This is a genomic window from Zhongshania aquimaris (assembly GCF_019312595.1).
In the GTDB taxonomy this organism is placed as follows: domain Bacteria; phylum Pseudomonadota; class Gammaproteobacteria; order Pseudomonadales; family Spongiibacteraceae; genus Spongiibacter; species Spongiibacter aquimaris.
Genome location: NZ_JAHWDQ010000003.1, coordinates 389,319 through 409,408, shown reverse-complemented (window position 1 = coordinate 409,408; position 20,090 = coordinate 389,319). Strand labels below are relative to the sequence as shown.

17 protein-coding genes and 2 riboswitches are annotated in these 20,090 nt (G+C 50.3%); of the genes, 7 read left to right on the top strand and 10 right to left on the bottom strand.

The features are described from left to right. Positions 1 to 40: 40 nt before the first annotated feature. A riboswitch (cobalamin riboswitch) is annotated at positions 41 to 286 on the bottom strand. A gap of 163 nt (positions 287 to 449) precedes the next feature. Then, positions 450 to 688, top strand: a riboswitch (cobalamin riboswitch). 169 nt (positions 689 to 857) lie between these two features. Further along, the gene (locus tag KXJ70_RS13470; protein ID WP_219044026.1) at positions 858 to 3,059 is read left to right on the top strand and encodes a TonB-dependent receptor; all 2,202 of its coding nucleotides are present in this window, start codon (positions 858 to 860) and stop codon (positions 3,057 to 3,059) included. Further along, on the top strand, positions 3,056 to 4,639 hold the full coding sequence (locus tag KXJ70_RS13465) for a PepSY domain-containing protein (RefSeq protein ID WP_219044025.1): 1,584 nt from the start codon (positions 3,056 to 3,058) through the stop codon (positions 4,637 to 4,639). The genes KXJ70_RS13470 and KXJ70_RS13465 overlap by 4 nt, the downstream gene beginning before the upstream one ends. 355 nt (positions 4,640 to 4,994) lie before the next feature. Here KXJ70_RS13465 and KXJ70_RS13460 read toward each other — a convergent pair whose 3' ends face one another. Beyond that, the gene (locus tag KXJ70_RS13460; protein ID WP_219044024.1) at positions 4,995 to 5,756 is read right to left on the bottom strand and encodes an amidohydrolase; all 762 of its coding nucleotides are present in this window, start codon (positions 5,754 to 5,756) and stop codon (positions 4,995 to 4,997) included. A 28-nt stretch (positions 5,757 to 5,784) separates the two neighbouring features. Further along, positions 5,785 to 6,921, bottom strand: a complete 1,137-nt coding sequence (locus KXJ70_RS13455; RefSeq protein ID WP_219044023.1) for a methionine aminotransferase — start codon at positions 6,919 to 6,921, stop codon at positions 5,785 to 5,787. Positions 6,922 to 7,457: 536 nt separating this feature from the next. Between KXJ70_RS13455 and KXJ70_RS13450 the strand changes: the two genes are divergently transcribed. The 4 genes from KXJ70_RS13450 (at position 7,458) to KXJ70_RS13435 (ending at position 13,162) form a co-directional block, all read left to right on the top strand. Further along, positions 7,458 to 8,762 carry a porin gene (locus KXJ70_RS13450; protein ID WP_219044022.1) on the top strand — a complete coding sequence of 435 codons (1,305 nt, stop codon included), beginning with the start codon at positions 7,458 to 7,460 and terminating at the stop codon, positions 8,760 to 8,762. A gap of 50 nt (positions 8,763 to 8,812) precedes the next feature. Beyond that, positions 8,813 to 10,438 (top strand): BCCT family transporter, encoded by a 1,626-nt coding sequence (locus KXJ70_RS13445; RefSeq protein WP_219044021.1) that lies wholly within the window; start codon positions 8,813 to 8,815, stop codon positions 10,436 to 10,438. A gap of 81 nt (positions 10,439 to 10,519) precedes the next feature. Then, entirely contained in the window at positions 10,520 to 12,400 is a 1,881-nt protein-coding gene (locus KXJ70_RS13440) for a DUF294 nucleotidyltransferase-like domain-containing protein (protein WP_219044020.1), read from the top strand. A gap of 9 nt (positions 12,401 to 12,409) precedes the next feature. Beyond that, positions 12,410 to 13,162, top strand: coding sequence for a 3'-5' exonuclease (locus tag KXJ70_RS13435; RefSeq protein WP_219044019.1), 753 nt, complete (start codon positions 12,410 to 12,412; stop codon positions 13,160 to 13,162). A gap of 47 nt (positions 13,163 to 13,209) precedes the next feature. Here KXJ70_RS13435 and KXJ70_RS13430 read toward each other — a convergent pair whose 3' ends face one another. The 4 genes from KXJ70_RS13430 to KXJ70_RS13415 form a co-directional block, all read right to left on the bottom strand. Next, positions 13,210 to 14,061 carry a transglutaminase family protein gene (locus tag KXJ70_RS13430; protein ID WP_219044018.1) on the bottom strand — a complete coding sequence of 284 codons (852 nt, stop codon included), beginning with the start codon at positions 14,059 to 14,061 and terminating at the stop codon, positions 13,210 to 13,212. A gap of 29 nt (positions 14,062 to 14,090) precedes the next feature. Then, positions 14,091 to 14,894: a transglutaminase-like domain-containing protein gene (locus tag KXJ70_RS13425; protein WP_219044017.1), complete on the bottom strand. Its 804-nt coding sequence runs from the start codon at positions 14,892 to 14,894 to the stop codon at positions 14,091 to 14,093. A 250-nt stretch (positions 14,895 to 15,144) separates the two neighbouring features. Next, complete coding sequence (locus KXJ70_RS13420) at positions 15,145 to 15,843, bottom strand: pseudouridine synthase (RefSeq protein WP_219044016.1); 699 nt, start codon at positions 15,841 to 15,843, stop codon at positions 15,145 to 15,147. Positions 15,844 to 15,899: 56 nt separating this feature from the next. Continuing rightward, on the bottom strand, positions 15,900 to 16,277 hold the full coding sequence (locus tag KXJ70_RS13415) for a cereblon family protein (protein WP_219044015.1): 378 nt from the start codon (positions 16,275 to 16,277) through the stop codon (positions 15,900 to 15,902). A 103-nt stretch (positions 16,278 to 16,380) separates the two neighbouring features. Here KXJ70_RS13415 and KXJ70_RS13410 point away from each other — a divergent pair, with 103 nt between their 5' ends. Next, the gene (locus KXJ70_RS13410) at positions 16,381 to 17,049 is read left to right on the top strand and encodes a class I SAM-dependent methyltransferase (protein WP_369409795.1); all 669 of its coding nucleotides are present in this window, start codon (positions 16,381 to 16,383) and stop codon (positions 17,047 to 17,049) included. Here the strand turns inward: KXJ70_RS13410 and KXJ70_RS13405 are convergent. From KXJ70_RS13405 to KXJ70_RS13390, 4 genes are all read right to left on the bottom strand, one after another. Beyond that, positions 17,024 to 18,115, bottom strand: a complete 1,092-nt coding sequence (locus tag KXJ70_RS13405; protein WP_219044014.1) for an amidohydrolase family protein — start codon at positions 18,113 to 18,115, stop codon at positions 17,024 to 17,026. The two genes, KXJ70_RS13410 and KXJ70_RS13405, sit on opposite strands and share 26 nt — an antisense overlap. 136 nt (positions 18,116 to 18,251) lie before the next feature. Then, positions 18,252 to 19,127: a M48 family metallopeptidase gene (locus KXJ70_RS13400; protein WP_219044013.1), complete on the bottom strand. Its 876-nt coding sequence runs from the start codon at positions 19,125 to 19,127 to the stop codon at positions 18,252 to 18,254. Then, on the bottom strand, positions 19,124 to 19,606 hold the full coding sequence (locus KXJ70_RS13395; protein ID WP_219044012.1) for a YbjQ family protein: 483 nt from the start codon (positions 19,604 to 19,606) through the stop codon (positions 19,124 to 19,126). The genes KXJ70_RS13400 and KXJ70_RS13395 overlap by 4 nt, the downstream gene beginning before the upstream one ends. A 2-nt stretch (positions 19,607 to 19,608) precedes the next feature. After that, a complete protein-coding gene (locus tag KXJ70_RS13390) occupies positions 19,609 to 19,938 on the bottom strand; it encodes a YbjQ family protein (RefSeq protein WP_219044011.1) in 330 nt (109 codons plus the stop codon). Positions 19,939 to 20,090: the final 152 nt, after the last annotated feature.

Here is a 20,090-nt window from a genome sequence, read left to right as displayed (position 1 = left end):
GTCAGCCACGGCTGAAGCAAGCGTCGACACCCCGTCGCGCATTATCCTGTTATTTCAGGCCGGTCTCCGGACTCACAAAGTGCTGACACATCAGCGCGATCATTTCGCCTTCCCACGTAAAACGCAGTGGCTGCCAGCTTGTGTGAAAGCCAGCGGAAAGATCTTCTCTGCTTACCGTTGCGGGGGCAGTACAGGCATTGCAATGCTGTTTAGCAGCGCGCACCTGTTTCCCGTTTCACCTCTGTGTGCAGAAACACACGCGGGCACCTGAAACATCGGCGCAAAGCATACCTTGTGGCGGCGGGGAGTCAAGTTACGCATTAACCTTGTGTTGGGCGTTGCCGTCGTCAACAGCAATTTTTTGCAGCATAAAACGACAATTAATCACGCCTTGTATTTGACGGGTATTATAAAAAACGGTAGATTCCGCCGCGTTGCTAAAGTCTGATAGTAGATTATGAACAACGGGTTCCCGCAACCTTTCTGGTTCGGGATTAATCGGGAAGTTGGTGCGTATTCTGTTTTGCAGATGCCAAGCCAACACTGCCCCCGCAACGGTAAATGAGCGAGTCACGTATTTTGTGGCTCTAATACAAAACCATTTAGCCACTGTGCTGATTTCAGCATGGGAAGGCGGTTTTGTTAATGCCTCATGAGTCCGGAGACCGGCCCGCTGTTAAGCAAAAAAACCACGGAGGGTGGTTGTGCTGGTGCTGGTCGTGCGGATGCCCGACTCTGTCCTGCCTATTTATCCTTTGTGGAATGTTATTGATGCGCTAAACGCCAAAAATATTTTTGGCGGATTCACCGCGCCTCTTATTTCCATATGCCCGGGGTTGGGCTTTTGAGGATTGCCAATGAAATATCTCCTTATTATTCCTGCAATATGTTCTGTGTTACCCGCTTTTGCCGCGGATGAACTATCGTCCAATGAAAAATATCAGCTTACCGAACACATACTCGTTACTGGTAATCGATATCAAACATCGCTTGCACTAGACAAGGCCGCTGAAACCGGCTCGCGACTTAACATACCTCTGCGTGAACTACCTGCTAGTGTGTCGGTGATAAGTCAAGAGATGATCCAAAAGCTCGGTGCTCGCACCACGATGGAGGCGGTAGAATCAGCTGTCGGCATGATGGGTGGCACGGGTGTTGGATCAATTCCCGGCTATTCCACGCGCGGATTTACCAGCAACGACATCACTATTTTGCGCGACGGCGTACGTCAAAATACAAACTCTCAATCAGCTCGCCCACTCGATAGTTTTATGTTTGATCGAGTTGAGGTGCTTAAAGGTCCGGCCTCGCTGTTGCATGGCGAAGGGGCCGTCGGTGGCGCAATTAACTACGTGAGCAAAATGCCGACCGAGACCTTTAGTGGTGAAGCACTCATTAGCGCTGGTTCTTGGGATAGCTACCGCACAGCGATTGGCGTTGGCGGTCCTTCAGCGGTTGAGAATCTTTACTATCGCGCTGATGTCTCTCGCAATAGCAGTGGTGGTTATGTGCACGGCAGTGATTCTAGCTACGACGCCTATGGCGCAAGTCTTTTGTGGGCGCCCATGGAAGCAGTTCGATTCACGCTAAGCGGCAGCTATTTTGAAGACGATGTGGAAAGCTACTACGGCACACCGGTAATTTATGACGCGGTAGTGAATGAGAATGGAGTCACAGAGGTGCGGCCTGCAAATACCGGCACCGACCGTTTAGTTAATGCGCGAGTACCAAAGGGAATTCAACGTAATAACTACAATAATCTCGATAATTTCGCCCGTGCCGAAAACGGCTATGGCCGCTTGATCAGCGAAATCACGCTGAGCGATAACTGGGAACTTCGCAATGAAATGTATCTGGCCACCCAAAAATTGGATTGGCGAAATACTGAAAAAACGGTTTGGAATCCCGTCACAGAAATGATCGACAGAAGCAGCTTTTTTCTTATTTATCGTGACGACACGCAAGTCGGTAATCGACTCGACTTCCGCTGGAACGGAGAGTGGTTGGGGCGCGAAAACCAATTCGTTATTGGTACTTTGTATGACCACAATAACCAAAATCGAAATAGCGGACAGAGCTATACCAACTCACCCGATCCAGCCAGTGTGCCGCTCTACAATTTTGATCGCGGTTATGGCCCCGATGTCTCACCGCAAAGAACGACCAAAATTATTACTCAAACTAGCGCATTTTATATTGAAGATATCCTGGACCTTAGCGAAAAAATTAAGTTGATCGGTGGTTTGCGTTACGACGCCATTGAGCTTGAGCGAAAGTCTTATGTCGGCATCGACAAATACAAGAAAACCTATTATCCGCTAACTGGACGTATTGGCTCGGTATATAGCCTAAGTCCTGATGTGAATCTTTACGCTAGCTATAGTCGTGCAGCGCAACCGGTATCACAATTAGTTAGTTTGAGCGCCAGTAACGATGAATTCAGTTTACAAAAAGGCGAGCAATTTGAAGTCGGCGCCAAGGCAAGTCTACAAGGCGGTAATTTGGATGTGACGCTGGCATTCTTCGACATCGAAAAAAATGACATTCTCACCTCTGACATCGTTGATGGTGTGCGGCTTAATTCGCAAATCGGATCGCAGGTTTCGCAGGGCGTTGAATTAGCGAGTTCCTGGAAACTGCCTTCAGCATGGCGTATAGACGCTAATTTAGCATGGAACTGGAAAGCTGAGTACGACGAGTTTAACGAAAATAGAGGTGATACGGTGGTGTCGCGAAGCGGCAATACACCGCCAAATGTCGCGGAGTGGGTTGCGGGCTTATATGTTAACAAACAACAAGGAAACTGGCAGTTTAATAGTGGTGTGCGCTATGTCGGTGAGCGCGAAGCCAACAACAATAATGGTATTCAGTTAGATGCCTATATAACGATTGACGCTGGCCTTAGTTACTACTGGAACCAATATACCGTAACGCTTCGTGGCCGTAATATAAGTGATGAAGTCTACGCGCCGTGGGCATCAGCTGGCGGGCTAACGCAACGCTTCGCTGATCCTCGCAGTGTGGAACTCAGCGTGCATTATCGGTTTGCAGACCGATGAGTGTTAAGCGCACACGCCGGATGGGACCGTTGCAGTGGAAGTGGTGGAAGCGCCAAATATTTCTGCTGCACCGCTGGCTGGGTATTGTTTTATGTTTATTTTTTGCAGCCTGGTTTGTCAGCGGTATATTCATGATGTACGTAGAATATCCGCAGCTAGACAAGCAAGAGCGCTTGTCTGGCGCTCAAGCTCTCAATTTTTCTACCGCCGGTATTAATGCTGCTGAGGCCGTAGCAAAGCTTAGCGCTGCAGATTATGAGTGTAACGCGACTCTGCGGGAAATCCTGTGTTCACCTAGCGCCAGCCCAGCGGTGCCGATTATTGCTGAGCGTGTACGATTAGCGATGTTACTGGGGCGCCCAGTGTACTATGTAAAAGCGCTTGGCACTGCACGGTCACGCGGTGTCTTTGCCGACAATGGCGAGATTCTCGAAATTGCCAATAGCACGTTAGGCGAACGAGTATCACAAAATTTCTATTCGCGATTGCATGGCAATAGCATTTCTCCTCAAGTACATTTTTTGGGGATGGTGCAAACTGATCAATGGACCTTGTCATCGAGTTTGAATGCCCATCGACCATTGCTGCATTTTGCCCTTGAGGACGATAAACGTACGGAATTGTATGTTTCTTCTACCACCGCTGAAGTTGTTAGAGACAGCAGTAAAAACGAACGTGTATTGAATTATTTTGCCGCAGTAACGCATTGGTTATATCCCACCGTATTACGCAAATTTCCAAACGCGTGGGCCTGGGTAGTGGATATAGTAGCTTCTCTAGGTGTGCTGTTATCGATTACTGGCTTGTGGATAGGATGGTTGCGTTGGAAGCGCAAACCTAAACCCGGTAAACCTGCGATTCCATATAAAGGGATAATGCGCTGGCACTATATTACTGGCGTCTTGTTTGGCGTAGTCACACTGACGTGGGTGTTCAGCGGTTTACTGTCGATAAATCCAGGAAAATATAACCCTTCGCGGTCACCAAACTCCGAGCAGCGACAATTGTTCACGGGCACTGAACAACCGGTATTAGTTGATGCCTTTCCTTTACTCTCGCCACGTTTCCCAAAAACAGCGATTTCGGCGGAGCTTGTTCATTTCAATGGTCGCGCCTTATACCGCATTGTGAACAGAAATGGCCGACAGCAACAACTAGACGCGTTGACCGGGGAAGAGTTTATAGCGGATGTCGATGTGCTAAAGAGACTTGCACGCAAACTCCTGCCTGAAGAAGACATTATCAATATTGATCTTATGAAGAACTACGATAATTACTACTTCAGTCGTCACCCAGAGCGCGGCGGAAAACCACTGCCAATATTGCGCGTGATCTTTGGCGACGACGACAACACGTGGTTTCACATTGATAGTACAAGCGGCGAGTTGCTCGAGAAAAGTACGTCGGTAAACCGTGTATACCGTTGGTTGTATAACGGCTTGCACTCCTGGGATATTCTTTGGTTGTGGGAGCGTCGACCACTTTGGGATATTGCAGTAATCTGCTTCTCCTTGGGCGGTTTCAGCCTGTCCTTACTGGGAGTTGTGGTGGGCTGGCGTCGGCTTAGGCAAAGCGTTTGAGCCTAGGTGGGGGGGTATTGACCCCGCCTAGACAGGTAATTTTTTAATCTGGCGGAACTGTAACGACCCTTCTAGATTTGGACAGAATTAAAATCATCGAAGTATGGCTCAATGAATATGTTAAGTAACGAAGATGGAAATGCCACAGATGTTTATGCCGCTTCACTCACATCTTGGTGGGACTTCCAGTCGTTGGGCTTCGTGCGGGTTATATAGGTTTCTGTATTTGCTGTAATTAATTGCCTGTTGGCGACTATTGCTACATTTAAATATGGCCCGCTTGTTTTAAAGCACGGAGATTGATTTTTGTACTTCTAGCAAAAAGCTTGGCCAAGTATATTTCTGGTCAATTCCCTCACTTCAATTCAAACCCATCTGCATCCAAATGCGCCGGAAACGTTTCCCTAAAGGCCTGCAAATCAGCCAGTGATATTTCTGCGCTGAGTATGGCGGGCGTGTTGGCGGCGGCGTGTGCCACTGGCTGGCCTAAATAATCTAAGATGACGCTGTCGCCGCTGTAGTGTATACCATTGCCGTCTTCGCCTACGCGGTTTACCCCAATAACGTAGCTTTGGTTTTCAATCGCTCTTGCGGTGAGGAGTGACGACCAGGCGTGGCGGCGGGCCTCTGGCCAGTTGGCGACAAAGATCAGTAAGTCGTAGTCGTTGCGGTTGCGGCAGTACACGGGAAAGCGCAGGTCGTAGCAGACTTGCAGGCAGATTCTAACACCTTGGTATTCGACAATTTTGCGCTCCATGCCCGCCGCGTAGTGTTTGTGTTCTCCGGCCATGCGGAATAGATGGTGTTTGTCGTAGTGGCTTTCGCCTTCTGGGCTTACCCAGTAAAAGCGGTTGAAGTACTTGTTATTTTCTTGAACGGCGACGGAGCCGCAAATGGCTATGTGGTGTTGCTGAGCCATGTCGCGCAGCCAGTGCAACGTCGGGCCATCGGCGGGTTCGGCAATGTGTTCCGGTGCCATAGAAAAGCCGGTGGTAAACATTTCGGGTAAGACCACGACGTCAGCAGCGCCAATATTTTTTATCAGGTCACTGAAGTAGGCGAGGTTGGCGTCTCGGTCTTGCCAAAAGAGTGTGGATTGTAGCGCGGCTATTTTCATCGTAGTGGGACTTCTTAAAAAGGTGTAATTACAGGACGCAGAGTTTAGCGGCGGCATCTAACAGCGTTTGTTCGCGCTTGGCAAAACAGAAGCGGATGATGCGGCTATTTGGTGGCGTTTTATAAAATACCGACAGCGGGATAGCGGCAACGCCGTGTTTGCGGGTTAGCTCTTCGCAAAAGTCGACGTCGTTTTTATCGCTGATCGCACTGTATTCGGCTAGCGCAAAATAAGTGCCTGCGCTGGGCAGCATAGTAAAGCGTGACCGCTGCATTGCATTCACAAAGCAGTCGCGCTTGTCGCGATAAAAATCCCCTAGGCCGTGAACCTGGTCGCTGTGTTCGTTAAGCATATCCGCCACCGCGTATTGCGCCGGTGTGAAACTGGTGAAGGTCACGAACTGGTGAATTTTACGAAACTCGGTACTAAGCATTGGAGGGGCAATGCAGTAGCCTAGCTTCCAGCCGGTGGCGTGAAAGGTTTTGCCAAAGGATGAAATTACAAAAGTGCGGTCGCGCAGGGCTGGGTAGCAGTGAGCGCTGTTGCGGTTTTGGTCGAAGACGATGTGCTCATAGACTTCGTCACTGATCACGTACAGATCGTGTTTTGCAGCCAAACTCGCGAGTGCCTGCCAATCACCGTCGCTGAATACCGTGGCGGTGGGGTTGTGGGGGCTGTTGACGATGATCAGCCGAGTCTTGGGTGACACGGCGGCTTCTATTTGCTGCCAGTCGGCTTGGTAGTTCGGTGGCAGCAGCGCGATGTGCTTGCAGTGGCCGCCTGCCAGGGTTACCGCCGGTGCGTAACTATCGTAGGCAGGGTCGAGCAGAATCACTTCGTCGCCGGGGTTCACGACTGCTTGAATGGCGACGAATAGGGCCTCGGTGGCGCCAGAGGCGAGGGTGATTTCGGTGTCTGGGTGTATCGCTCTGCCGTAGCATTCCTGGGTGAGGGTGGCGATGGCCTGCCGCAACTCGGGTATGCCGTTCATGGGCGCATATTGGTTTTTGCCGCTGTGGGCGTGAAAGCTAAGCTGGTCTAGCAGGTATTCACTGGGGGTAAAGTCGGGAAAGCCCTGCGACAGATTGATGGCCTTGCACTCATTGGCCATGGCCGACATAAGGGAAAATATGGTGGTGCCAACATGGGGAAGCTTACTTTTCAATTTGGGGTCCTTGGTGTTGGGTATGTGGGCGTTTGTTGCTGAGTTTACTACAGTTTGCTCAGTGGGTAGAAAGGGGGGTAGGCAGAGAAATTATTCGCGAATGATGAGCGGTGACGATGACTGATTGTTTCTGACTCTCGCTATTCGCCCGATAGCGAGAGTTTTAAAAACTGAATTTTTATTAGAATAATTTTTAAAAAATGATTTAAATGTCTGCTTGTTAGCACATTTTTAAATTAAATGTGCAGATAAAAAGTTAATTTTGGCTAGTCAATAATCGATGAATATCATCTTTTTCTAAGTTGTTTTCTGTAATAACGTAAACTATGTGTCGTTTTATTCCCTGCCCAAATACTGGCGAGATTCGATGATTTTGTCGAGAAATAGACATTTTTTGTCGCCATTGCCGCTAGCTAATTTGTTTCATTTAGCTCTTAAGGTTGATCTATGCGTCTATAGATGCTTCACTTTTGTCATGCGTAGTATCAATTGCGGTAGGGGCGATTTTGTCCAAATTGGCATAACGGGAAATAATAATGAATAAAAATTTGCTCGCATCGTTGGTCGCCGCCACGGTAATTTCTAACCCGATATATGCGCAAACCGTTGATATGTCGGCATCTGAACTCGCTAAACTCCAGCAGCAAATTTCTGAACTTCAAAGCAAACTAACCGAGTTGCAACAGCAAGTAGACGCGGCAACGGCGGATGTGGCATCAAACTCGGAAGCCATAGGCGAGGAGGCAGGATATGTCGACGAGCCGGTGCAGGCTAAGTCTGAAGATGGCATTACCGTAGGCGGGGCGGTTCGTACTAATTTCAGTTATACGTCTTACAATGAGGGCAATAAAGATCGGAGTGGGGATTTTGACTTCGACATCTTTAGAGTGAATTTCACCGGTGTCGTCGGCGATGTTTCTTTAAATGGTGAAATTCGTTTCTTCGACTACATGACCGCGATTAAATACGCCTATGTAGGATATCAATTTAGCAAAAACTGGCAAGTGCAGGCCGGGGTTGCAAAGGTGCCGTTTGGAAATAGCCCTTACAATTCGCATAATTACTTTTTCAGCGCCAATTACTACCTAGGTTTGGAAGACGATTTTGACCTGGGTGTCGTGTTTAAACGCAGTGTTGCTGATAACTGGCAACTGGATTTAGCCTTCTTTAAAAATGATGAGCTGGGCGGGGTGGACGGTTACGTAGACAATCGCTCCGACCGCTATTCCTACGATATTGTTGGCGCTCGGGCGGCAGGCGAGGGGATTTACGATGACCCGACTCAGCCTTTAGGTGAATACAACACCTTTAGTGGTCGTTTTGCCTATCATTTCAGTCAGGGCGGTTTTGATACCGAAGTCGGGGTATCTGCCCTGAGTGGCGGTTTGCACGACGGTAACAGCAGAGCGGGTGATTACCAAGCGTGGGCACTGCATGCGAGTAGCCGATATGAAAACTGGCATGCACAGTTCCAGCACAGCAATTACCACTATGATATTGATCAGGTCGATCGGATTGCGGTTGGGGCCTATTCATTTTATGACTCTATCGCCGCCGAGGCGACGTCAAGCACCTTTAATCTCGCCTACGATCTCGCGGTGAACTTTGGGGCGGTGACAGCCCTTCAGTTCTATAACAACTACGGTGTTGTTTACGATAAATCTGACAACACGGCGAATACCGTGATGAATATCACCGGTGTGTCGGTCGCCGCTGGTGGTTTGTTCACCTATTTTGACTGGGTGTACGCAAAGAACCAGCCTTTTGTAGGTGGCAGTGCAGCAGGTGATAGCAGCGATTTTGAACATCGATTTAATATCAATATTGGCTATTACTTTTAAGCCAGCTCAGCGCGCCGCGCTGTAAAAAATACACTCACCAAGGAGGTCTAATGACAGACATAAAGGATCCTATGATCCCCGACGGCCAGGTCACGCCAATAGATACCGATTATCAAGTAGGCCAAGATAATGTCTTGATAAATGTTGGGCCGTTTGGCTTGGATATTCACAACAGGGTATTTGCGATCTCCGCATTTGCGGTTATTGCGTTTGTTGCACTTACGCTCACTTTTCAGGCGCAAGCCGAGCCCTTGTTTAGCGGGGTTCGTGGCTGGTTAACAACAAATCTGGACTGGTTTTTCATTAGTGCCGCGAATATTTTTGTGCTGATTTGTATTGGGCTTGTGATTTCTCCCTTGGGCAGAGTACGTCTCGGCGGTACCGAGGCAACGCCGGACTACAGCTATTTGGGCTGGTTTTCGATGTTGTTTGCCGCAGGTATGGGCATTGGCTTAATGTTTTATGGTGTGTCTGAGCCGCTTACACATTTTTCTACGTCCTTCGCAGGAACAGTCTCGGAGAATGGTGTGCGCACTGACTGGGCACCATTGGGTGGTGCGGTGGGTGATGCTGAGGCCTCGCGGCGTTTAGGGATGGCAGCGACTATTTATCACTGGGGGATGCACCCTTGGGCTATATACGCGCTGATGGCCTTAGGGCTGGCGTTATTCTCGTTTAATAAAGGTTTGCCGCTGACGATACGCTCGGTGTTTTATCCCCTTTTAGGTGAGCGCGTGTGGGGCTGGCCCGGACATATCATCGATATTTTAGCGGTACTGGCTACGCTGTTTGGTTTGGCGACATCCCTCGGTTTGGGGGCGTCGCAAGCCGCCGCGGGCCTGCACTACTTGTTTGGAGTTCCCCTAGGTGGAACCACCGAGATTCTGCTGGTTATCGGGATCACCTCGCTGGCGCTGATTTCGGTAGTGAAGGGCTTGGATGCCGGTGTTAAAAGATTATCTGAAATAAATATGGTGCTGGCACTGCTGCTATTGGTTTTTGTGGTGATTGTGGGGCCGACCTTATTAATTGTTACTGGCTTTTTTGAAAATCTTGCTGCGTATCTGAGCTATTTGCCTGCGCTAGCTAATCCAGTAGGGCGCGAAGACAGTAATTTTGCCTCCGGTTGGACGGCGTTTTATTGGGCTTGGTGGATATCTTGGAGTCCGTTTGTTGGGATGTTCATTGCGCGCGTCTCGCGCGGTCGCACAGTGCGGGAGTTTATTATTTCGGTACTGTTGATTCCGTCTTTTGCCTGCGTGTTTTGGATGACCGCATTTGGCGGTACAGCCATTAAGCAAGTTGTGGTGGATGGCTATCAGCAAGTTGTCGAGGCGGAATTGCCACTACAATTATTCAGCATGCTTGATGCGCTACCCTTGTCTGGCATCACCTCCTTTATCGCTATTGTGTTGGTGATTGTGTTCTTTGTTACCTCGTCTGATTCGGGGTCCTTGGTGATTGATGTTATTTCAGCCGGTGGCAAGGTAGATGCTCCTACCCCTCAGCGGGTATTCTGGTGCTTATTTGAAGGTTTGGTTGCAATATCACTTATAGTGGGCGGTGGTTTGGTGGCGTTGCAAGCCATGGCGGTGTCGACAGGCTTCCCGTTTACCCTTGTGCTGTTGGTGGCAGCGTTTTCCACGGTAAAAGGCCTAATGTCTGAGCCTAGATAAAAGCCGAGCTGCTTGACGTTTGTTTTTGGCTAATAGAGTTGGTGGAAGACAGCGTCGCTTAGTACATCACGGAGCAGGACAATGCAGGCAGAGCAATCGGAAGTTCTGGATTTTTTCAGGCGTCACTCGCCCTTCTCTGATTTGTCAGAAGAGGTGCTGACTAATGTTGCGAACAATGTCGAGATCGCTTATTTTCGCGCGCAGTCGACTATTTTGCCGCTAGGGCAAGACAATCATCATTGGTATGTGATTCGCAGTGGTGTGGTAGAAGTGTTTCGCCGTGACGGGAAGCTCTATAACCGGCTCGGTGAGGGCGACTTTTTTGGTGAGCAAAGTTTGATGCTCAGTCGCCCAATTCGTTTTCCTGTTACCGCGTTGGAAGACACGCTGGTTTACCTGATAGGCGAGGAAACATTTAATTATTTATTCGATAATTTTGAGCATTTTGCCGATTATGTCGAAGTGGAAGATCTAACCCGTTTACGTCAGTTCACCACCAAGAGAGAAGATGGCGACAGCTTGTTAACCGCTAAGGTCGCGACCTTAATTACCAGTTTGCCTGTGTCTGTTTCCTGTACAACAACGGTGCAACGTGCGGCAATTCGTATGACTGAAGAAAACGTATCGTCACTGCTGGTCATTGATTCAGAAAAAGGTCAGGACGTGTCGTCCGGCAGCGTGGTCGGTATTGTGACGGATTTAGATATCCGCAGCCGCCTGGTTGCAAAGGGCTTGAGTACGGATATTGCGGTTGCCGACATCATGAGCACCGACTTGATTTATGTGCAGAGCAACCACTTTGTGTTTGATGCCATGATGCTTATGCTCAAGCATAACGTGCAGCATCTGCCGGTCCTAAAAAAGGAGCAGCATATTGGTCTGATTAGTCACCTCGATATCCTCCGCTACGAATCGCAAAACAGTTTGTTTGTAGTTAGAAGTATTTCAAATGCCCAAAACGTCGATGAGTTGGCCGCCCTTAAACAGGAGGTGGAGGGGAGCTTTACGCGAATGGTTTATCAGGACGCCAATTCAAAAATGATTGGCAGTGCGATGGCCGCGATAGGTCGCAGTTTTAAACAACGCTTGTGTGAGCTTGCCGAGGCCGAGTTGGGGGCGCCACCGGTTCCGTATTGTTTTCTCGCCTTGGGATCAATGGCACGAGGCGAGCAATTGATTGTCACCGACCAAGACAATGCGCTCATACTCGATAATAGCTTTGAGCCCAAATTACACGATGACTATTTCAAAGCACTGGCGACTTTTGTCAGTGACGGTTTGGCGCGCTGTGGTTATAGCTACTGCACCGGAAATATCATGGCGAGCAATATTCACTGGCGGCAACCACTGGCCGTTTGGCGGCAATACTTTACTGAGTGGATTCAGAAACCCAGCGCGGAGTCCTTATTGCACAGCGGTATTTTCTTTGACTTGGAAGGCGTTTGGGGACAAATCAACTGGGCAAAAGAGCTGAATCAGCTGATACGGCAAACGGCGACTAAAAACTCTCGGTTTTTGGCATGCATGTCTCGTAATGCTTTGCTGAGAACACCGCCACTGGGTTTTTTCAAAGATTTTGTCATGGAGACAGATGGCCGTCAGAGCAATTCCATTAATATGAAACGGCGGGGGACTGCCCCGATTGCCGACCTTGTGCGTGTACATGCCCTCGCTGTCGGTTCACAGGCCCGTAACACCTTTGAACGACTGGAAGATATTATTGAGGCGGGGATTCTGCCGCCAGGCAGGGGGCTCGATTTACGCGACGCGCTTGAGTTCATCGCGATGGTCAGGATTCGGAATCAAGTCTCTGATATCGAGCTAAAACGGGAACCAGACAATAATATTGAGCCGGAGTATTTGTCCGATTTTGAACGTAAAAATCTTAAAGAAGCGTTTCAAATATTGAGTAGTGCCCAGCGTTATATGAAATTCAGGTATCAACCTGGCAGAGTGAACTGAGGGGCGTGTGTGTTTTACATTGGTAAAAACCAACTTGCACGCCAGGGGCAAACGCTGGCAAAGACCAAACAATTGGATTGGTCTGGCCGTTTCGCATCCCTAGCCAAAACCAGTAAATACCCGTCATTAAAAGCGTTTTATCAACAGGGCGTTATTTCCGCGTCAACGCCATTGCTTGACGTGCCGATGGTGGCCTTGGATTTTGAAACCACAGGTTTGGACCCGAGTCGCGACAGCATTGTGAGTATTGGCTTGGTGCCGATGAGTATCAGTCGTATACGTTGTGGCGAGTCTAAACACTGGATTGTAAAACCAAAGACTAACTTACATTCAGCATCGGTTGTGGTGCATGGGATTACCCATTCGGCTGTTGCTGATGCCCCGGATTTTTCGAATGTAATTGATACGTTACTAGGGTGTTTGCGGGGCAAGATTGTTGTAGCGCACCACGCGCCGATTGAACGACGTTTTCTGCATGCTGCATTGATGCGGCATCTTCAGGAGGGAATCGAATTTCCGGTTATCGATACGATGGCGATAGAGGCGCAGTTCAGTCGCCGCAAGTCGCAAGAAATTTGGCGCAGTTTATTAGGGCGTCAGCGGACGTCTATACGACTCTCCGATAGTCGCACTCGCTATCATTTGCCCTACTATCGACAGCATAATGCCCTGACTGATGCGATAGCCTGCGCCGAATTACTTCAGGCCCAGTGTGTCACTCATTTATCGCTTGATACGCCGGTAAGCGCTATTTGGAGTTGAATGTTGGGGGGGGAGGCGTTAAGTTTAGCGTGAGAGTATCTCGCAGCTTAAGCCAATTTGCTCACCCAAACCCCCACGTCTAAGGTCGATTTCGGCTCGCCAATAAATGACCCTGCTATGGGCGGTACTGATTTAGACAGCCGTGCAACCGCAACGGGAATATGATCCGTGCCGGCCATGGCGCCGATGGTAGGGTCAAAGCCTTTCCAGCCTGCACCGGGCAAATAGACTTCTGCCCATGCGTGGGTTGCGCCTGCGGCATCTAGTCCTGGTGCGTGTAAATAGCCAGTGACAAACCGCGCTGCCAGTCCCATGCACTTTGCGGCGTCCATAAATAATTGGGCGAAGTCTCGGCAAGAACCTGTGTTGCAGGCCAGCGTTTCTTTGGCGGTTTGTACGCCGGGTTCTTCGCGTAATTTATAGGTGAAGTTTTTGAATATGTGGCTGGCGATGCGTTGCAGCGCGGTGTAAGTCTGAATTTTTTCGCCTGCTTGCCACAGCTGCTGGGTCCACTGTTTGATCTGTTGTTGGGTGTCTTGATCTGGCAACTGCATATAGGGGCTGAGCAAGACTTGATCGTCTTGGGTGTAGTTGAACGGGTAGTGAACCGCGTAATCGGCAACCATAAAATTGAGCGGCGCTTCATTGTATTGCTGAATGATGAGTTCGCTTTCAAATACCAGTTGTTGAGTGGCGAGGTCGAATGTGGCGGTGGCGACCGAGTTGCCCTCGGCATCGCGATGCCAGAGTAGGGTGGCACTCGGTGTGATGTTGAGGGAAAACGATTCTAAGCGTAGCTCGTAATCTTCTCTGGGACGCAGGCGCAGGAAGTGCGGCCCAAGGGTTACCGCGGACGAAAAGTTATAATAGGTGCGATGGAGAATTTTGTAGCGCTGCATAGTGCTTCCAGTGTTGAAACGGGTGTCCGCTAATTTACAACGGTGCTTTCGTTAATTTGCTCTACGCTAATTACTTGGCTGGAAGGGTAAACCCCCGGCCCAAATTGATTGTAAACGGCGACGTCGGCGGCATCGCGGCCATAGCCAATAGATACATACCCGCCTCTCAGAACCGGCTGGGTTGCATCGAAGGTGTACCAGCGGTCGCCCACATAGGCTTCAAACCACGCGTGTAGATCCATTGGCTGTAAGCCATACAAATAACCCACCACCATGCGCGCGGGAATACTTAAGCTTCGGCACAGGGCGATGCCGAGGTGGGCCATGTCACGGCAGACCCCCCATTGTCTGGCGTTAATTTCTATGGCTGTTACTTGCACGTCGTTGGCGCCTGGGATGTAGCTAATGTTGTCGCGCAGCCAGTTTTCGATAGCGGCCACTTGGTCGTAACCTAAAAATTGCCCGTAGGTGATTTCTAGGGCCATTTGGCCAAAGCGATCAGATTCGCAGTAGCGACTGGGTAGTAAAAAGCTCAGTACAGAGTCAGGCAGGTTTTGAATCTCTACAAAAGGCGCGCCCGGTGCGCGGTCTAACACGTCGGCGGTTTTGGCCTCGGCGCGGGTGTGGACCGAGAAATTGCCCGGTTGCGCGACTAAGCGTTGGCAGAGATTGCCGTAGCCGTCGGTGAATTCAAATGCGGGTACGCTGGGAACCAGTTTGTATTGCTCGCTGGCTATCCATTGCTGTGCGCCACTGCGGGGCCTGAGCATAAGGACAAAGGGAGTGGGTACTTCAATATTAAACGACAGATCACAGCTGGTTTTTAACCACATGTCTTGACTCCTTTTGGGGTGAAGCAAGCTTGGATTCGCGGGTATTGGATTACTTGGACAGCGATATCGTTAAAATTCGCAGTGCTTGTCACTCCGCTTGCGACGTACTTGGCGAAAAGATGTCAATCACTGCCAAGGTATATCACATATACAGCGCGATTGTGACGCTTCGCGAAAATACGCTTGAATTAGACAGCGGTGACAGTCTGCGTAGTGCTCGGAATAGAGGCGGAGCTTAGGGTGTTGGGTGTTACGACCAGAACGGGGCTGGCAGGGAAATATCTAATTCAGTATTGCTAGTGGGGTGTGTAAATCGCAATCGTGATGCGTGCAGCAGCAATCGGTCGGCGGCCGCCTTCGCAGCGGGGTGGGCATAAAATTCACAGCCCAATATGGGGTGGCCGATGCTGGCGGTGTGAACCCGGAGCTGGTGGGAGCGACCGGTGACCGGAATTAAGCGCAATTTGCTGTGACCCTCTTGGTTCACGCCGCAATGTTCAAAGTGGGTTTGGGCGCGTTTGCCATAGTTGAAATTGAGTTCCTGGCGGGGGCGATTGGGCCAGTCACAGGCGAGGGGCAGGTCGATAAAGCCTTCCATACTCGCGACTTTGCCGTATACGACGGCCTGGTATTCTTTATAAATTTTGCGGTCCTGAAATAAACGGCTCAGGGCGCGGTGGCTATCTGGGTGGCAGGCAATAATCATCAGGCCGGAAGTGGCCATGTCCAGGCGATGAACAATGCTGGCCTTGGGGTAGTCCTGGTTGATTCGGCTAATGAGACAGTCTTTATTGTCTGGATGGCGGCCGGGGACTGACAGCAGTCCAGCGGGTTTACTGACAATGAGCAGGTCGTCGTCGGTGTGCAGGTACGCAATGGCCTCATCGCAATACGGCACAATAAAGTCGGCCTTGCCGCCGGGCTGTTCTGGGTTTGAGCTGTCGGGCATAAGGTGCTAATGGCTTGCGGCATGTGGAGTGCGCAAGTATACCGGATAATGACAGCTTAATTTTTAGTTCTTAGCGAGCTGGGAATGAGCGCAAAGAAGGATTCATTGCGGTCATTTTCATAGTACCAGCCGAGCTGATCGGCGCAGTGTTCACAGTGCGCATATTGCCAGCGGTAGCCCTGAAACCAGCAGTATTGTGTCATGGCCTCGCCATTGATAATGGTGCCGGGGGCGGCATTGAAACAGCAGACATCATAGATAATGCCGTCGGGGTTAACAAAGCGGTGGTGGTGTTGGTCGTGAATACGGGTGCGGTAATTGTTCGCCGTTATTGCCTGGCGGCAATTGAGGCAAGAGATTAGCTGAGCGGGCTCGCAGTCTTGCAGTTGAAATAATACATCGTGCACCAGCTGCTTTATGGGCAAATTACTCATAGGCTTCTCCGATTGTTTTCGTTGCGCTTAAAGCGCGCGCCGAAAATTCCGGTAAAATGCTTACCTTGGGTATTAACATATAAGGGTTCTGACTTTGCAGCAAGTGCTTTCATCAATAGATATGGTTCATTCCTTAGCTGAGTTGTTACTGGAGTTCCTGCCCGCCGCACAGGTGGTGGAAACAGCCTTGCCCTTAGTGCCAGAAATGCCCTTGTATTTGTTAAGCGCCGATTTTCCCCAGCACGATCTGAGCCCAGAGCAAACCCAGCGAATTATGAACTATCCGGCATACTGGTGCTTTTGCTGGGCCAGCGGTCAGGTAATGGCGCGCTATATTTTTGATAATCCCGACTTGGTGTACGGTAGAAAGGTCTTGGATTTTGGTTGCGGCTCTGGGGTGGCGGCCATTGCCGCCAAGTTGGCGGGCGCGAGTGAAGTTATTGCCTGTGATCTTGATGAAGATGCTATTAAAGCTAGTCGTGCTAATGCCGCGCTTAACGAGACAGAGCTTAGTTATAGCGACGATTTTTTCGCCAACGACGATGATTACGATCTGATTTTAGTGGCCGATGTTTTGTATGATCGCGCCAATTTACCCCTGTTAGATGCATTTCTAAAGCGCGCGCCGACGGTGTTGGTTGCCGATTCGCGGGTTAAGGACTTTCAAGTGGATGGCTACCAGTGGCTCGCCTTGCAGCGCGCCACTACGGTGCCAGATTTGGCGGAATCAGAAGAGTTTTCCCGCGTTAATCTTTATCTTGGTCAGCGTTAGCGAGCTTGTCGCTAATCGGTTTAGGCGGCAGTAGTGCCAAGAAATTATCCCGCGCGAGTTTCTGTGCGGTTTCTTTACTTAAAGCAGAAAGGAAGGGTGTATATTCCTTTAGGCTTGCCGCAATTTTGTCGTAGCTGCCGAGCGCATCGGAACCGATCATAAATCGTGTCGGGTACTGTTCTACTAGCTTAACCCAGCCGGCAGCGGCGTCCTGGCTTTTGTCGAGTAGATAGGGCTCTAAAACGGTCCACGATAAATCGATGTAGAGGTTGTCGTGGTCAGCCAGCAATTTTTCTAATTCTGTTAACAAGAAATCCAGTTTGTCTTGATAGCGGTGCAGTGTTGCGCTGGTGCCAGCGTGCGCCCAAATAAAGTTGACGTCTGGGTGGGCGGCAAGGGCGTCTTTAATTTCGCTGACATACAACGGGTTGCGCTCGCGCTTTGAGGTGATGTTGCTATGAAGTAGTACCGGTAGTTCAAACTCTGCTGCAACGCGGTAAACACGGTACATGGCCTCGTTGTTTGCCCGAGGGGTGTCGTCCTGGGTGAGGGCGGTGAGGTCGTCGTGGCGGGTGAGTACTTCGCCAATGCCCTGCCAAACATTGGGGTAGGTTTCCAGCATTTGGCGCAGATGTTTGTCGGCGTTTTTGTCGGTGGGGTTAAAGCCGCATAAGAAGGGGTGCAGTCTTTCACGCTGTTCTTTGGGAAGCTTGCGATAAGCTTCGGCTACGTAGCTGTCGGTGGCGCTATACCAGTACATGCCGGCGTCATCACCGGCGTAGTAGCGTGGTCGTTTTGGCTCGTTCTCATGCCATTTTTTCATGAGTGGAATACCGCTAATCATGGCGTGGTCAATCCCGCCTTTGTCCATCGCGCGAATGAGATCGGGTAGGGGGTCACCCTCTTGAAAGAAATCAACTATGTGGAGATGGGCGTCGCTATAAGAATACTTAGTAGTGGCGGATTTGGCTGTGTCGGCAAAGTTGCTGGGGGATGCCAGGGTGAGTAATAGGGCGACTAGGGTGTATATGTGAGCGGCAAATTGGCCTTGTCGTAATGTTGGCATTGTGTCCTCAGCGAAGGGGGTGCGAGCATTCAGACAGGTGCTTGGCTATCGGGTTCATTGTTTCGTCGCAGTGAATCGTGGCGCTCCGGTGCAAGTGTGTGGTCGGCTGGTGAGCGGGAGGTGCTAGCGTGGGGGCTTACGCGTCGAAATTCGCCAGCCGTGGGTCTAGCGGTGTGATGGCTTGCGCGGTGTTATCACCCGAATTAGCCCCACTCTGCTGTTCGGCGCGGCGCTGAATATGGTCAATACGTTGGCGTAAGTCGGGATGGCTAGTAAATAAGGCCTGCCAGCGCGCCTGTCCATGTTGTGCCAGTACCTTGCTAAAAAACTCTTCGGCGCCGGCTAAGTGGCCGTAGTAATTTTCTAACGTAGTGAGGGCGGCGTCATCGGCCTTGCTTTCCATTTGGCGACTAAACCCGAGCATGGTGAGTAGCCCCGCCTGCTGAGTGGTATTTTGAAGTGCGGTGGCGTTTTGCCCGCCTGTGATAATGCTTAAAAATAGCTGAACCAGCAGGCCGCCGCTTAAAGACTGGGCGGGGTGTCGAAATTTAATATGGGCAATTTCATGAGCCAGCACCATGGCCAGTGCATTTTCAGACGAAACCTCTTTCAGCAGGCCAGTGGTAACAAAGATATGACCGCCAAGGGTGGCAAAGGCGTTGGGCGTTTCTGCTTGATCTAGAAGATGGAAATGTACGCTGATGTCTGAGCCCAGATCAGCTTGCGCAGCGAGCTGCTGACCAAGATCTTGCACGGCGGCTTCGGCCTCCTGAAGGGCGAGGCTGGATTCGGTTTTCGACTTGGACCACTCACCGTATTTGTTCGTCAATTGCTGTTCATAATGAAACGGGATGTGGGGTGCGAAGGTGTTTGCAAGCAGCAGCAGAAGGGCGACGCTTACGCCAAGTACTAAGAGCACACCCGCAAGTAAAATAAAGAATTCCTTGAGGGGGTTATCCGCAGAGGTATTTATGCCCTCGGGGATTTTCGGGTTTTGCTTGGCGAAGCTCACAGTGTAAAGGTGCTTGCTTCTAAAGCCTTAGGTGATAAGGCGGTGCCATAAGCCAGGACTTCGATAGAACCAATGCCTTTATTGTTATTGCCAGATACGCGGCTGGTTTCAAATTTGGTGTTGATGATAGCCTCGGCGCCAGCTATGCGAGCTTGTTCCTGCATGCGCAGCAAGGCTTCGCGACGGGCGCGGTCTAGCAATGTCTCATAGCTGCGAATACGGCCACCGACGAGCGCTCGCAGTCCAGCTGATACCCGCTTGAAGTAATCTACTGAAATGACCACATTGCCGCTAACGAGTGCGGCGTTGTGATTCATAAACTCTTTCGGGGGAAAACGGTCGGTCGACACCACAATTTGGCGCAGTTCGTCTTCGCGGGCGAAGATGCTTTGGTAGTGTTTTGCTTCGGCTCGGCGACCAAAGAAAAAACCAAACCCCAGTAGTGTTGCAAATATGCCTAACTGGATAAGGGCATCCATGGCTATCTTTCCTCGAGGAAAACAGCGGTGCCATACGCTAATATTTCAGATGCGCCGGCGGCGATAGAGGACGTAGAGTAGCGCACATTGATCACGGCGTTGGCGCCGATTACCTTAGCTTGCTCAGTCATTCGGTCGGTTGCTTCCTGGCGCGCTTCAGACAGTAACTCGGTGTAACCGCCGAGTTCGCCGCCAAAGATGTTCTTTAGTCCCGCCATGATGTCTTTACCCGCGTGCTTAGCGCGAACTGTGCTGCCTAGCACTAAGCCAAGGTGTTGGCTCACGCGTTTGCCAGGGATGATTTCTATATTGCTGAGTAGGATGGTGGTCATTACCTGTTCCTTTGGTATTTATAGTTACAGTGCTTACCTGCAAGATGCTGCGACTTGGATGTGTAGTTAGGGTCTATCAAACCGTGTTTTTGTAGATGTGTCTATATTGGATTTCTAAAAGCGGAGTCTGCACTTCTTGCCGGCCACAGGCG